The sequence below is a fragment of the Variovorax sp. UC74_104 genome, from assembly GCF_044055375.1.
GTDB lineage: Bacteria > Pseudomonadota > Gammaproteobacteria > Burkholderiales > Burkholderiaceae_C > Variovorax.
On the sequence record NZ_CP171978.1, the window covers coordinates 922231 to 935696 of the forward strand.

Genomic DNA, 13466 nt, shown 5'->3' on the forward strand with positions numbered 1-13466 from the left:
AACACACCCCGATTAGGAGAACCCGCCATGAACGCTCCCGACAAATTCGCCCTGAACAACCCCGCCGCCACCGACCCACGCCACGACCCCACGCGCGTGATCCGCGCCCCGCGCGGCAGCGAGCTCAACTGCAAGAGCTGGCTCACCGAGGCTCCCTTCCGCATGCTGCAGAACAACCTCGACGCCGAGGTGGCCGAGCGCCCGCAGGACCTGGTGGTGTACGGCGGCATCGGCCGCGCCGCGCGCGACTGGGCCTGCTTCGACCAGATCCTCGCCTCGCTGAAGGAACTCAACGACGACGAGACGCTGCTCATCCAGTCGGGCAAGCCCGTGGGCGTTTTCAAGACGCACGAGAACGCGCCGCGCGTGCTGCTGGCCAATTCGAACCTCGTGCCGAAGTGGGCCAACTGGGAGCACTTCAACGAGCTCGACCGCAAGGGCCTCTTCATGTACGGCCAGATGACCGCCGGCAGCTGGATCTACATCGGCAGCCAAGGCATCGTGCAGGGCACCTTCGAGACCTTCGTGGAGGCCGGCCGCCAGCACTACGGCAACAGCCTCGCGGGCAAGTGGATCCTCACGGCCGGCCTGGGCGGCATGGGCGGCGCGCAGCCGCTGGCCGCCACGCTGGCGGGCGCGGTGTCGCTGAACATCGAGTGCCAGCAGTCGAGCATCGACTTCCGCCTGCGCACCCGCTACGTCGACAAGCAGGCGCGCGACATCGACCACGCCTTCGAGCTCATCAAGCAGCACTGCGATGCGAAGGAAGCCGTGTCGATCGCGCTGCTGGGCAACGCGGCAGAGATCCTTCCCGAGCTGGTGAAACGCGCGAAGGCCGGCGGCCTGAAGCCCGACCTCGTGACCGACCAGACCTCCGCGCACGACCTCATCAACGGCTACCTGCCCGCCGGCTGGACCGTGCCGCAATGGCAGGCCGCGATGAAAGACCCGGCTCAGCACGACGCGCTCAAGAAGGCAGCAGCCAAGTCGTGCGCCGTGCACGTGCAGGCCATGCTCGACTTCCAGGCCATGGGCATTCCCACGGTCGACTACGGCAACAACATCCGCCAGGTGGCTTTCGACGAGGGCGTGAAGAATGCCTTCGACTTCCCCGGCTTCGTGCCGGCCTACATCCGCCCTCTCTTCTGCGAGGGCAAGGGCCCGTTCCGCTGGGTGGCGCTCTCGGGCGACCCTGAAGACATCTACAAGACCGACGCCAAGATCAAGGAGCTGTTCCCCGAGAACAAGCACACGCACCGCTGGCTCGACATGGCGCGCGAGCGCATCGCTTTCCAGGGCCTGCCGGCGCGCATCTGCTGGCTGGGCCTGGGCGAGCGCCACATCGCGGGCCTGGCCTTCAACGAGATGGTGCGCAAGGGCGAACTGAAGGCGCCGATCGTCATCGGCCGCGACCACCTCGACACCGGCTCGGTCGCCAGCCCCAACCGCGAGACCGAGGCCATGAAGGACGGCACCGATGCCGTCTCCGACTGGCCGCTGCTCAACGCACTGCTCAACACGGCAGGCGGCGCCACCTGGGTCAGCCTGCACCATGGCGGTGGCGTGGGCATGGGCTATTCGCAGCACTCGGGCGTGGTGATCGTGTGCGACGGCACCGACGCAGCGGCAAAGCGCATCGAGCGCGTGCTCTTCAACGACCCGGCCACGGGCGTGATGCGCCATGCCGACGCGGGCTACGACATCGCCGTGGCCACCGCGAAAAAGCAGGGCCTGAAGCTGCCGATGGTGAAGTGAGAAGCGGACAGGTGGAGAAGTGAGGGTGGGCGGCGCCGCGAAAAACGGCGCAGCCTTAAGCCGAAGGTAGAAAGAAAAAGCAGGCCCATTCCCACTCGCTGGGAATACGGGCTTGGAAGTGGGAACGGCGGGCAAGATACTGCACGCCGGTTCCATCCATCCGACCGATCGCATGACGACCCCGACCGACGCCCCCGCCAACGACCGCGCGCTGTTCGTGCTGTCGGTGCTGGCGCAGAGCAAGGCGGCGATGACGGCCGCCGAGCTGGTGCGGGCCACCGGCCTGTCGCAGAGCACGCTGTACCGGCAGATCGCCACGCTGCGCCGCTGGGGCTTCGTGATGGAGTCCGACGGCCGCTACTCGCCGGGCCCGGTCAGCGTGCAGCTGGCCACCGGCTTCGACGGCAACTCCGACCTCGTGATGGCGGCGCGCGCCGACATGCGCCTGCTGGCGCAGCAAAGCCACGAGAGCGTGGCGCTGGTCACGGCCGTGAACGAGCGCGTCGTGTGCCTGGAGATGATCGACAGCGAACAGTCGCTGCGCTGCTCCTTCGACCGCGGCCGCAGCGTACCCGCGCGCGACGGCGCCAGCGCCAAGTGCCTGCTGGCCCACATGCCGCTCGACCAGCGCGACGCCCTGCTCGACGGCCTCGGCGAGAGCCCCGAACGCCGCGCCGAGCGCGCGGCCGAACTCGACGCCATTCGCGAGGCCGGCCATGCCGTGACCCACGGCGAGGTCGACGCCGGCGTGTGGGGCGCGAGCGCGCCGGTGCTGGCTTCGGGCCGGCGCCTGCGCGGCGCGATCACGCTGATGGCGCCGCTCACGCGCGTCGAGGGCATGGAAGCTGCATTGCTGCACATGACCGTCGTCACGGCGGCGCGCATCTCGCGGGCGCTGCAGTAGCGGCGCCGCGGGTTTTCTTTCTTCTTCCTCCTCCTTTCTCTTCCTTCTCACCACGAAAGCTCCCGCCATGAACACCCGCCGCTCCATCGTCGCCGCCGCTCTTTCCGGCCTTGCCATCCTCGGTTTCGCGGGCGCCGCGCACGCGCAGGGCGAGCCGCTGCGAGTGGCCACCGACGCCACCTTCCCGCCGATGGAGTTCGTGGAGAACGGCAAGCGCACCGGCTTCGACGTGGAGCTGGTCGAGGCCATCGGCAAGACGCTGGGCCGCAAGATCGAGTGGATCGACATCGACTTCAAGGGCCTGGTGCCGGGCCTCATTTCCAAGCGCTTCGACATGGCCGTCTCGGGCATCTACATCACCGACGAGCGCAAGAAGGTGGTCGACTTCACCGTGCCCTACTACGCGGGCGGCCTCGTCGTGATGGTGAAGGACGGCAATACGGCCATCAAGACGCCGGCCGACATCAACGGCAAGAAGGTCAGCGTGCAGGTGGGCACCAAGTCGGTGAGCTACACGAAGGAGAAATTCCCGCAGGTGCAGCTGATGGAAGTCGAGAAGAACCAGGAGATGTTCAACCTCGTCGACATCGGCCGCGCCGACGCCGCCGTGACCGGCAAGCCCGCCGCCTACCAGTACGTGCGCACGCGCGGCGGCCTGAAGGTGCTGCCCGAGCAGATCACCACCGAGGAATACGGCATGGCCATCCGCAAGGACACGCCAGAGCTGACCAAGGCGGTGAACGGCGCGATCGAGAAGCTCAAGGCAGACGGCACCTACGACCAGATCGTGAAGAAGTGGTTCAGCACGGCTGCCAAGTAAGCCCGCCATGGATCTCGATTTCTCGCCCGTCTGGGAAGGCTGGCCCGACCTGCTGCGCGGTGCGCTCGTCACGGTGGAAATCACCGCCTGTGCGCTCGCACTGGGCTGCGTGCTGGGCCTGCTGGTCGGCATCGGCCGGCTGAACCCGAAGCGGCGCTGGCTCTATGGCGCATGCACCGCCTACGTGGCGGCGATTCGCGGCACGCCGCTGCTGGTGCAGCTGTTCATCCTGTTCTTCGGCCTGCCGCACTTCGGCATCCTGCTGCCGGCTTTCGTGTGCGGCGTGCTGGGGCTCGGCGTGTATTCGGGCGCCTACGTGTCGGAGATCGTGCGCGGCGCGATCCAGTCGATCGACAAGGGCCAGACCATGGCGGCGCAGTCGCTGGGCATGACGCCCGGCCTCGCGATGCGCCACATCGTGCTGCCGCAAGCGGTGGTGCGCATGATCCCGCCGCTGGGCAACGAGTTCATCGCGCTGATCAAGAACTCGGCGCTGGTGTCGCTGCTGACCATCCACGACGTGATGCACGAGGGGCAGAAGATCATCAGCGTGTCGTATCGCTCGCTGGAGGTGTACTTGGCCATCGCGGTCGTGTACTTCGTGCTCACCGGCACGATGACGCTGGTGCTGCGGCACTTCGAGCAGCGCCTGCGCCAGGGCGGGATGGTGCGATGAGCGGCGTGCTTCGTCGTTTCTCGCGCGCCTCCCTGCCCGCCACGCCATGGAAGAACGGCGGCGGCACCACGCAGGAGATCGCCAGCTGGCCCCAGGACGCGGGGCTCGACAGCTTCGGCTGGCGCGTGAGCATCGCCACCATCGCGGCGGCGGGGCCGTTCTCGGTGTTCGCGGGCGTGGACCGCAGCATCACGCTGCTCGAAGGCGACGGCGTGCGGCTCTTCACGCACGACGGGCGCATCGAGCATCGGCTCGACGTTGCGTTGCAGCCCTTCGCCTTCAGCGGCGACGAGCCCATCGACTGCACGCTGCTCGGCGGTGCCTCGAACGACTTCAACGTGATGACGCGGCGCGGCCAGTGGCGCGCCGAAGTGCGCGTGCTGGACCGTGCTGCGGCCCTCGAGCCCGCGCCGCACGGCGTATTGCTGGCGCTGCACGGTGCATGGCGCCTCGACGACGAAGCCTGCAGCGAAGGCGAGGGCCTACAGTGGGCGGACGCGGCACGGGCCTGGCACGCACTGCCCGAAGGCACCGAGGCACGGCTGCTCGCGGTGCGCATCCTGCCGGCCTGAGCTGCCAACGCAACAACAGGAACAACGATGAAACCCGGCATCAACGAATTTCCCTCCGCCGACGGCCTCTGGACAGGCATCCGCCTTGCCGCCGACGCGAACGTCGAAGGCGCCATCGTGGTGGAGCAGGGCGCGATCCGCTGGGTCGGCGCCCGAAGCGCGCTGCCTGCCGAGTTCGCCAAGCTGAAGCCGCACGACGGCGGCGGCGCACTCGTCACGCCGGGGCTGGTCGACTGCCACACGCACCTGGTCTACGGCGGCCAGCGCGCCAAGGAATTCGCGATGCGGCTCGCCGGCGCCACCTACGAGGAAGTGGCGAAGGCCGGCGGCGGCATCGTCTCGTCGGTACGCGCCACGCGAGAGGCCGACGAAGACGCGCTCTTCGCGCAGGCCGCGCCGCGGCTCGAACAGCTGCTGGCCGACGGCGTATGCGCCATCGAGATCAAGTCGGGCTACGGCCTCTCGCTGGAACATGAGCGCAAGCAGCTGCGCGTGGCGCGGCGCCTGGGCGAGGCCTATGGCGTGACGGTGCGCACCACCTTCCTCGGCGCGCATGCGCTGCCCCCTGAGTACGCGGGACGCAGCGGCGACTACATCGACCTCGTCTGCAACCAGGTGCTGCCCGCGCTCGCGGCCGAAGGGCTGGTCGACGCGGTGGACGTGTTCTGCGAACGCATCGCCTTCTCGCTCGCCGAGACCGAGCAGGTCTTCAAGGCCGCGAAGGCGCTGGGCCTGCCGGTGAAGCTGCATGCGGAGCAGCTCTCGGACATGGGCGGCGCGGCGCTGGCCGCGCGCTACGGCGCGCTTTCGTGCGACCACATCGAGCACCTGTCGGCCGAGGGCATCGAGGCGATGCGCCAGTCCGGCACCGTGGCCGTGCTGCTGCCGGGCGCCTACTACACGCTGCGCGACACGCACCTGCCGCCCATCGACGCGCTGCGCGCCGCGGGCGTGCCGATGGCGGTGTCCACCGACCACAACCCCGGCACCTCGCCCGCGCTGAGCCTGCTGCTGATGGTGAACATGGCCTGCACGCTGTTCCGCCTCACGGTGCCCGAGGCGCTCGACGGCGTCACCGTGCACGCCGCGCGCGCGCTGGGCCTGCAGGACACGCACGGCGCCATCGCGCCCGGCATGCCCGCCAACTTCGTGCTGTGGAACGTGCGCGAGGCGGCCGAACTCGCCTACTGGTTCGGACAGCAGCCAGTACGTGCAGTCGTGCGCCAGGGGCGCATCGCCATCGGAGCCAAGGAATGACGCAAAAACTTTTCGCAGCCGACGCGCTGCTGCCCGAAGGCTGGGCCCGCAACGTCCTGCTGGCGTGGGACGCCGCGGGCCGGCTCACGCAGGTGCAGGCCGGCGCGCAACGGCCCACGGACACGCAGGCTGCCAGCGGCCCCGTGATCCCCGGCATGCCCAACCTGCATTCGCACGCCTTCCAGCGCGCCTTCGCGGGCCTCACCGAGCACCGCGCCGAGCAGCACGACAGCTTCTGGAGCTGGCGCACGCTGATGTACCGCTTTGCCGCGCGCCTGGGCCCGCAGCACATGGAAGCCATCGCGACCTGGCTCTATGCCGAGATGCTCGAAGCTGGCTACACCGGCGTGTGCGAGTTCCAGTACGTGCACCACGACGTGGACGGCCGCCCCTACGCCGACGACGCCACGCTGAGCCTCGCGCTGCTGCGCGCGGCGAAGAAGGTGGGCATCGGCTTCACGCTGCTGCCGGTGCTCTACCAGACCGGCGGCTTCGGCGAGCAGCCGCCCACCGAAGGGCAGCGCCGCTTCGTGCGCTCCACCGAATCGATGCTGCGCCTGCTCGAAGCGCTCAAGCCGCAATGCGACGCGCAGGGCGCGCGCCTCGGCCTTGCGCCGCATTCGCTGCGCGCCGTGCCGCCCGAGGGCCTGCGCGATGCCGTCGCGGGGCTCGAAGCCATCGACCGCACCGCGCCCATCCACATCCACATCGCCGAGCAGACCAAGGAAGTGGACGACTGCGTGGCCTGGAGCGGCCTGCGCCCCGTCGAATGGCTGCTCGACCACGCCCCGGTGGACGAGCGCTGGTGCCTCGTGCATGCCACGCACATGAACGACGCCGAATACGAATACGCGGCCCGCAGCGGCGCGGTCGCGGGCCTGTGCCCGACCACCGAGGCCAACCTGGGCGACGGCATCTTCGACTTCGCCAAGTGGCGCAGCCACGGCGGCGCCTGGGGCGTGGGCTCCGACAGCCACGCCAGCGTGAACGCCGCCGAGGAGTTGCTGATGCTCGAATACAGCCAGCGCCTTGCGAAGCGCCAGCGCAACGTCGGCGCCAGCGCGGCGCAGCCGCATGTGGCCACCGCGCTCACGCTGGAGGCGGTGCAGGGCGGGGCGCGGGCCTCGGGCCGCGCCACCGGCGGGCTCGCGGCGGGGCAGCAGGCCGACTTCGTCGTGCTCGACGCTTCTCACCTCGCGCTACAGGGCCTGTCCGCGCCCGATATGCTTTCCGCCCACGTCTTCGCGAGCCATCGCACCTCGGCCATCGACGGTGTCTGGGTTGCGGGCCGGCCGCGCGTTTCGGCCGGGCGCCATGCGCTGCACGACGAAGCCGCCGCCGCCTTCGTGGCCGCGCGCACCCAACTACTCCAGGATTGATCGACCCCACCATGGCCTTCACCACCGCCGAATCGCCCTTCCGCTTCCGCCAGGGCACCCGCCCGCTGCTGATCTCGATGCCGCACGTCGGTACGCACGTGCCGCCCGCGCTGGCCGCACGCCTGACCGACGAGGCGCGCCAGGTGCCCGACACCGACTGGCACCTCGAGCGGCTCTACGACTTCGCCGACGAACTGGGCGCCTCTGTGCTGGTGGCGACGCACTCGCGCTACGTGATCGACCTGAACCGTCCGCCGGACGGCGCGAGCCTCTACCCCGGCCAGAGCGTGACGGGCCTGTGCCCGGTCGACACCTTCGACGACACGCCGCTGTATGCCGATCCCGCCGACCTGCCGGGAGACGCGGAAGTCGCCGAACGCCGCGAAGCCATCTGGGTGCCCTATCACGCCAAGCTGGCCGAGGAGCTCGCCCGCATCCGCGCGCAGCACGGCGTGGCCGCGCTGTGGGACGCGCACTCCATCCGGTCGGTGCTGCCCCGCTTCTTCGAGGGCAAGCTGCCCGACCTGAACCTGGGCACCGGCAAGGGCATCAGCTGCGACCCGTCGCTGGCGCAGACGCTGCTGGGCATCGCCGAGAGCGCCACCGGCTACACCGGCGTGCTCAACGGCCGCTTCACCGGCGGCTACATCACGCGCAACTACGGCAACCCCGCGCAGAACGTGCACGCGGTGCAGCTGGAGATGACGCAGTCGAGCTACATGCAGGAGAAGCTGCCCTTCGACTACCTGCCCGAGGTGGCGGCGGGCGTGCAGCCGCATGTGCGGCGGATGATCGAGGCGGTGCTGGCCTTCGTGGAAGGCCGAGCAAAGGGCTGACGGCCGGCAGGGGCAGGCCTCGTTTCTACAATCGGAGGTTATGAAGCCCCTTGTCTATACCCGCGGCCAGGCCCTGCCCGGCATCCTCGCCAAGCGCATCGCCATTCTCGACGGCGCCATGGGCACGATGATCCAGCGCTTCAAGCTGACGGAGGAGCAGTACCGCGGCGAGCGCTTCAAGGACTTCGAGCGCGACATCAAGGGCAACAACGAGCTGCTCTCGCTCACGCGGCCCGACGTGATCCGCGACATCCACGAAGGCTACCTCGCGGCGGGCGCCGACCTCATCGAGACCAACACCTTCGGCGCGACCACCATCGCGCAGGAGGACTACAAGATGGCGCACCTGGCGCGCGAGATGAACTTTGAATCGGCCAAGCTCGCGCGCGCGGCCTGCGACAAGTTCAGCACGCCCGACAAGCCGCGCTTCGTGGCCGGCGCCCTCGGCCCGACGCCCAAGACGGCGAGCATCAGCCCCGACGTGAACGACCCGGGCGCGCGCAACGTCAATTTCGAGGAACTGCGCGCGGCCTACTACGAGCAGACCGAGGCGCTGGTCGAGGGCGGCGCCGACGTGATCCTGGTCGAGACGATCTTCGACACGCTCAACGCCAAGGCCGCGCTGTTCGCGGTCGACGAGTATTTCCATAACAGCGGCCAGCGCCTGCCGCTCATCATCAGCGGCACGGTGACCGACGCGTCGGGCCGCATCCTCAGCGGCCAGACCGTCACCGCCTTCTGGCACAGCGTGCGCCACGCGCAGCCGCTGGCCATCGGCTTGAACTGCGCCCTGGGCGCGGCGCTGATGCGGCCCTACATTCAGGAACTGGCGCGCGTGGCCGGCGACACCTTCATCAGCTGCTACCCGAACGCAGGCCTGCCCAACCCGATGAGCGACACCGGCTTCGACGAGACGCCCGAGGTCACCTCGCGCCTGCTGCACGAGTTCGCCTCCGAGGGGCTGGTGAACATCGTGGGCGGCTGCTGCGGCACCACGCCGGACCACATCGCGGCGATCGGCAAGGCGGTCGAGCCGATGGCCGGGCGGGTGCTGGGCACCCACAACGCCGGCTTCTACAAGGAAGCGGCGTAGCTGGTTCTCCCCCAGGCTTCGCGCACTTGCGGCCCGGCGAAGCCGGTTCCGCGATGTTTCTGGAATCAGGTCTGCGCTGATTGACGGGCTGGGAGCCCCGGCCTAGGCTGGGGCGATGAACTCACTCGCACAACGCTGGGCTGCCGCGGGCGCGCTGGCCCTGGCGCTTCCGTTCGCGGCGCAGGCGCAGCAGGCCTTCACGCGCGGCGGGGTCAATCTGCGTGCGGGGCCCTCGGGCGACTATCCGCTGGTGGCGCGGCTCGGGCCGGGCCAGCCGCTGGAGGTGGTCGGCTGCACCAGCGGCTACGGCTGGTGCGACGTGGTGCTGCCCGACGGCGGGCGCGGATGGGTCTGGGCGCGCAGCCTCGACTACGCCTACCAGGAACAGCGCGTGCCGCTGGTGACGTACGGCGCGCTGATCGGCGTGCCGATCATCGGCTTCGTGATCGGCAGCTACTGGGCCGACTACTACCGCGACCGGCCCTGGTACGGCGACCGGCGCTGGTGGGGCAACCGGCCACCCCCGCCGCCCGTGGCGGGCTGGCGTCCGCCGCCTCCGGTGCGCCCGGGCTGGCAGCCGCATCCGTGGCAGCCGGGGCCCGGTTTCCGTCCACCCGCTCCGGGGTTCCGCCCGCCGCCAGGCCCCGGGGTCCGGCCGCCGCATCCGCCCGGCGTTCGCCCGCCGATCGATCCGGGCGTCAGGCCGCCACGTCCGCAGCCGGGGTTCCGCCCGGGGCCGCCGCCAGGCATGCCGCATCCGCATCCGGGCGGGGGAGGGCATCGCGGGGGCGGCCATGGCGGCCATGGAGAAGGTCGCGGAGGCGGCCACGGCGGGGGCCACGGCGGCGGCCACCGGCACTGAGGAGGCCGCCCGTCTGCCTCAATCTCCGGCGATGCGCACCACGCGCTTGCCGACGTTGCGGCCCTGAAGCAGGCCGATGAACGCGGCCGGCGCGTTCTCCAGGCCGTCGACGCGGTCCTCGCGCAGCGTGATCTTGCCGGCCTCCACCCATCCGTCCATCTCGCGCCGGAACGCATCGAAGCGCTCGCCGTAGTGGTCGAGGATCACGAAGCCCTGCATGCGGATGCGCTTCTGCAGCAGCGCCGCCGTCAGCAGCGGCAGCCGGTTGGGGCCCGGGGGCAGCGCTTCGCTGTTGTAGTCGGCGATGTGCCCGCACACCGGCACGCGCGCGCCGATGTTGAGCAGCGGCAGCACCGCGTCGAACACCGCGCCGCCGACGTTCTCGAAGTAGACGTCGATGCCCTCGGGGCAGGCGGCCGCGAGGCGCGCTGAGAACTCCGGATCGTGGCGGTCGATGCAGGCGTCGAAGCCCAGCACCTCGACCGCGTGGCGGCACTTGTCCGCACCGCCCGCGATGCCGACCACGCGCGCGCCCTTGAGCCTGGCGATCTGCCCGACCACCGAGCCCACCGCGCCGGTCGCGGCGGCCACCACCACCGTCTCGCCGGGCTTGGGCTGGCCGATGTCGAGCAGGCCGACGTGGGCGGTGAAGGCCGGCATGCCGAGCCCGCCCAGCGCCAGCGAGGGCTGCGCCATGTCGCCGAGCGGCATCAGGTCCTGGCCGTCGGACAGCGCGTAGTCCTGCCAGCCGGCGTTGCCGAGCACGAGGTCGCCCGGGCGGAACTGCGGATTCCGGGACTCGACGACGCGGTTGACCGTGCCGCCCGGCATCGGCTCGCCCACTTGCACCGAGGCGGGCGCATAGAGCGGCGGCACCTCGTCCATCAGCTGCCGCATGTACGGATCGAGCGACAGATGCAGCGTGCGCAGCAGCACCTGGCCCTCGCCGGGCGTGGGAACGGCGGTTTCCTCCAGCCGGAAGTTCTCCGGCGTCGGAAGGCCGCGCGGCCGGGCGGCGAGGACGATGCGGCGGTTGATGGTGTCGACGGCGTTGCTCTTCTGGGACATGTGGCGTGGCTCCTTGGTTAATAGACCAGTCGTCTAGTGGGTGGGCGAAAAAAAGCGGGAGCACGTTCGCCTCCCGCCGGGTAATTTCCTTCAGTGGTCCGAAGACAGGCCCAGCTGTTGCCGGGTGTCGCGCATCGCCGCGTCCAGCGACGAGCGGTCGCGCGTGATCTTGGCCAGCAGGCTGGCGCCGAGCCAGCGCTGGTAGAGCGCGACGGCGACGCCCTGGGCGTCCTGCCCCTGTGGCATCGCCTTGATCGAGCCGTCGGCCCGGCCGGCTTCGATGCAGCTGGCGAGCCGGTCGGTGATGCCGCGGGTGCCGCGCGCGAGCGCCGCGCGCATGCTCTCGGAGAGGTCGCAGACCTCGGCGCCGAGCTTGACGACGAGGCAGCGGCTCTGCGCCTCCTCGCCGGTCTGGGAGTCGAGCCAGTCGTCGAAGTAGGCGATCAGGCGCTGGGCGGCAGTGCCGGGTCCTTCGGTCAGCAGGGTGTCGGTGCGCCCCAGGTACTCGCTGAAGTAGGCCTCCAGCACCGCCTCGCCGAAGACTTCCTTGGAGCCGAAGTAGTGATAGAACGAGCCCTTCGGCACCTTCGCCGCGGCCAGCACCTCGGCCAGCCCGACGCCGGTGAAGCCCTTTCGCAGCAGCAGCGGATGGGCCACGTCGAGGATGTGCTGGCGGACGTCGGTGATGGGAGTGGTGGGAGCTGCGGCGGCGTTCATGGGCCGCACTCTAGCGTCTATTAGACCAGTCGTCTAGTTCGTCGGGCCGGCAGTTTCGCCGCTGACCTTGGGGCTGCACTCGCCCGCCGCGGCCCGTCCCTTGGCGATCAGATTCACGAAATGCTGGGCTCCCAGGCCGAGTGGGCGCTCACGTGACCACACCACGTCCACCCACAGGTCGAGTCCATTGCTGAGGTTCTCGAAGGGAATCTCGACCAGCGCACCCGCCGCCACGTGCGGCCGCGCGAAGTTGCGCGGCAGCCAGCCCCAGCCCAGTCCGGCGGTGATCAGGCTCAGCGCGGCCAGCGCGTTGTCTGAGCGCCAGACGTGGCGCGCGAAGACGAATCGCGGGTCGCTGGTGGCGAGGTCGCGCCCGGCCACGACGATCTGGCGGGTGTTGGTCAGGTGGTCCTCGCGCAGCCGGCCGCCGTTGGCCGCGAGCACGGGGTGGTCGGGCGCCATCACCGCCACCATGAGTTCGCTGCCCACTTCCTGGAAGCCTTCGCGCCCGTCGAGGCTGGGCCGCTCGAACACCAGCGCGAGCTGCGCCCGCCCGCTGTGCAGCAGCGCCAGCGCATCGGCCTGCGGTGCGGCCAGCACCTCGACCTGCAGCAGCGGATGCTCCCGCGCCAGCTCCGACAGCGGGCCGGTCCAGGGCGCGGCCAGCAGCTCGGGCGCGATGGCCAGGGTGAGCCGGTCTTCCAGCCCCTGGGTAAGGGCGAGCGCCTGCACCTGCAGCTGCTTGAGCTGCGACGCTAGCAGCCGCGCCTGCGGCTCCAGCGATCGTGCGGCGGCCGTGGGCTGGGGCTCGCGGCCGCTGCGGTCGAAGAGCTGCAGGTCGAGCTCGGCCTCGAGGTTGGCGATGGCCATGCTCACCGCAGACGGCACCCGGCGCAGCGCCCGCGCGGCGGCCGAGAAGGAGCCGTGGTCGATCACGGCCAGGAAGACTTCGACGTTGTCGCTGGAAAAAGCCATGGCGCCCGATCTATCAATGAAACTGAAACAAGTTAACTTTTTATATCAGCAGATGACAAATAAAGTCCAGTCATCGCATCAACGAACACAGAGAGAAAGCCATGCAAGGGATCCAGCGCCGCATCGTCTACATCAGCCTCTACGAAGGCATCGCCATCGTGGCCGCCAGCGCGGGGCTGGCCCTGATGACGGACGCCGGGCTGGGCCATTCGGGCGTCCTGGCGGTGGCGGCATCGGTCATCGCGGTGATCTGGAACCTGGTCTTCAACTCGCTCTTCGAGCGCTGGGAGTCGCGCCAGGCCGTGCGCGGACGCAGCCTGCGCCGCCGCGTCGCGCACGCCATCGGCTTCGAGGGCGGCCTGATCGCCTTCCTGGTGCCGATGTTCGCCTGGGGCCTGGGCGTGTCGCTCTGGCAGGCGCTGGTGATGGACCTGGGGCTGGTGGTGTTCTTCCTGGTCTACACCTTCGTCTTCAACTGGGCCTTCGACCGCGTGTTCGGCCTGCCGGCTTCGGCCGCGGCGAAGGGGCCGGTGGCGGCCTGATGGCCCCACA

General features: G+C 69.8%; 14 protein-coding genes. 11 read left to right on the forward strand and 3 right to left on the reverse strand.

Annotated features, from left to right (window positions below; all coding sequences use genetic code 11):
• Window positions 1-27: 27 nt before the first annotated feature.
• The 10 genes from hutU to ACHMXA_RS04565 all read left to right on the forward strand — a co-directional run bounded on the left by hutU (window position 28) and on the right by ACHMXA_RS04565 (window position 10154).
• Window positions 28-1755 carry a urocanate hydratase gene (gene hutU, locus ACHMXA_RS04520; RefSeq protein WP_395318829.1) on the forward strand — a complete coding sequence of 576 codons (1728 nt, stop codon included), beginning with the start codon at window positions 28-30 and terminating at the stop codon, window positions 1753-1755.
• 172 nt (window positions 1756-1927) lie between these two features.
• Window positions 1928-2659: an IclR family transcriptional regulator gene (locus ACHMXA_RS04525; protein ID WP_395318831.1), complete on the forward strand. Its 732-nt coding sequence runs from the start codon at window positions 1928-1930 to the stop codon at window positions 2657-2659.
• A gap of 67 nt (window positions 2660-2726) precedes the next feature.
• Complete coding sequence (locus tag ACHMXA_RS04530; RefSeq protein WP_395318833.1) at window positions 2727-3479, forward strand: transporter substrate-binding domain-containing protein; 753 nt, start codon at window positions 2727-2729, stop codon at window positions 3477-3479.
• Between the two features lie 7 nt (window positions 3480-3486).
• Window positions 3487-4155, forward strand: coding sequence for an amino acid ABC transporter permease (locus tag ACHMXA_RS04535; protein WP_093307471.1), 669 nt, complete (start codon window positions 3487-3489; stop codon window positions 4153-4155).
• Window positions 4152-4727: a HutD family protein gene (locus tag ACHMXA_RS04540; protein ID WP_395318836.1), complete on the forward strand. Its 576-nt coding sequence runs from the start codon at window positions 4152-4154 to the stop codon at window positions 4725-4727. The genes ACHMXA_RS04535 and ACHMXA_RS04540 overlap by 4 nt, the downstream gene beginning before the upstream one ends.
• 27 nt (window positions 4728-4754) lie before the next feature.
• Complete coding sequence (hutI, locus tag ACHMXA_RS04545) at window positions 4755-5984, forward strand: imidazolonepropionase (protein ID WP_395318838.1); 1230 nt, start codon at window positions 4755-4757, stop codon at window positions 5982-5984.
• Complete coding sequence (locus ACHMXA_RS04550) at window positions 5981-7363, forward strand: formimidoylglutamate deiminase (protein WP_395318840.1); 1383 nt, start codon at window positions 5981-5983, stop codon at window positions 7361-7363. Before hutI ends, ACHMXA_RS04550 begins: the two co-directional genes overlap by 4 nt.
• Window positions 7364-7374: 11 nt before the next feature.
• Window positions 7375-8199, forward strand: coding sequence for an N-formylglutamate deformylase (gene hutG, locus ACHMXA_RS04555; protein ID WP_395321219.1), 825 nt, complete (start codon window positions 7375-7377; stop codon window positions 8197-8199).
• Window positions 8200-8239: 40 nt separating this feature from the next.
• Complete coding sequence (locus tag ACHMXA_RS04560; protein WP_395318842.1) at window positions 8240-9292, forward strand: homocysteine S-methyltransferase family protein; 1053 nt, start codon at window positions 8240-8242, stop codon at window positions 9290-9292.
• A 115-nt stretch (window positions 9293-9407) separates the two neighbouring features.
• Window positions 9408-10154: an SH3 domain-containing protein gene (locus ACHMXA_RS04565; RefSeq protein WP_395318844.1), complete on the forward strand. Its 747-nt coding sequence runs from the start codon at window positions 9408-9410 to the stop codon at window positions 10152-10154.
• A gap of 18 nt (window positions 10155-10172) precedes the next feature.
• On the opposite strand, the gene ACHMXA_RS04570 is transcribed toward ACHMXA_RS04565, so the two are convergent.
• From ACHMXA_RS04570 to ACHMXA_RS04580, 3 genes are all read right to left on the reverse strand, one after another.
• Window positions 10173-11222: an NADP-dependent oxidoreductase gene (locus ACHMXA_RS04570; protein WP_395318846.1), complete on the reverse strand. Its 1050-nt coding sequence runs from the start codon at window positions 11220-11222 to the stop codon at window positions 10173-10175.
• A gap of 90 nt (window positions 11223-11312) precedes the next feature.
• Window positions 11313-11939, reverse strand: a complete 627-nt coding sequence (locus ACHMXA_RS04575) for a TetR/AcrR family transcriptional regulator (protein WP_395318848.1) — start codon at window positions 11937-11939, stop codon at window positions 11313-11315.
• A gap of 33 nt (window positions 11940-11972) precedes the next feature.
• Entirely contained in the window at window positions 11973-12914 is a 942-nt protein-coding gene (locus ACHMXA_RS04580; protein ID WP_126184197.1) for a LysR family transcriptional regulator, read from the reverse strand.
• Between the two features lie 101 nt (window positions 12915-13015).
• On the opposite strand from ACHMXA_RS04580, the gene ACHMXA_RS04585 reads away from it, so the two are divergent.
• Window positions 13016-13456: a PACE efflux transporter gene (locus ACHMXA_RS04585; protein ID WP_395318850.1), complete on the forward strand. Its 441-nt coding sequence runs from the start codon at window positions 13016-13018 to the stop codon at window positions 13454-13456.
• The last annotated feature ends 10 nt before the right edge of the window (window positions 13457-13466 follow it).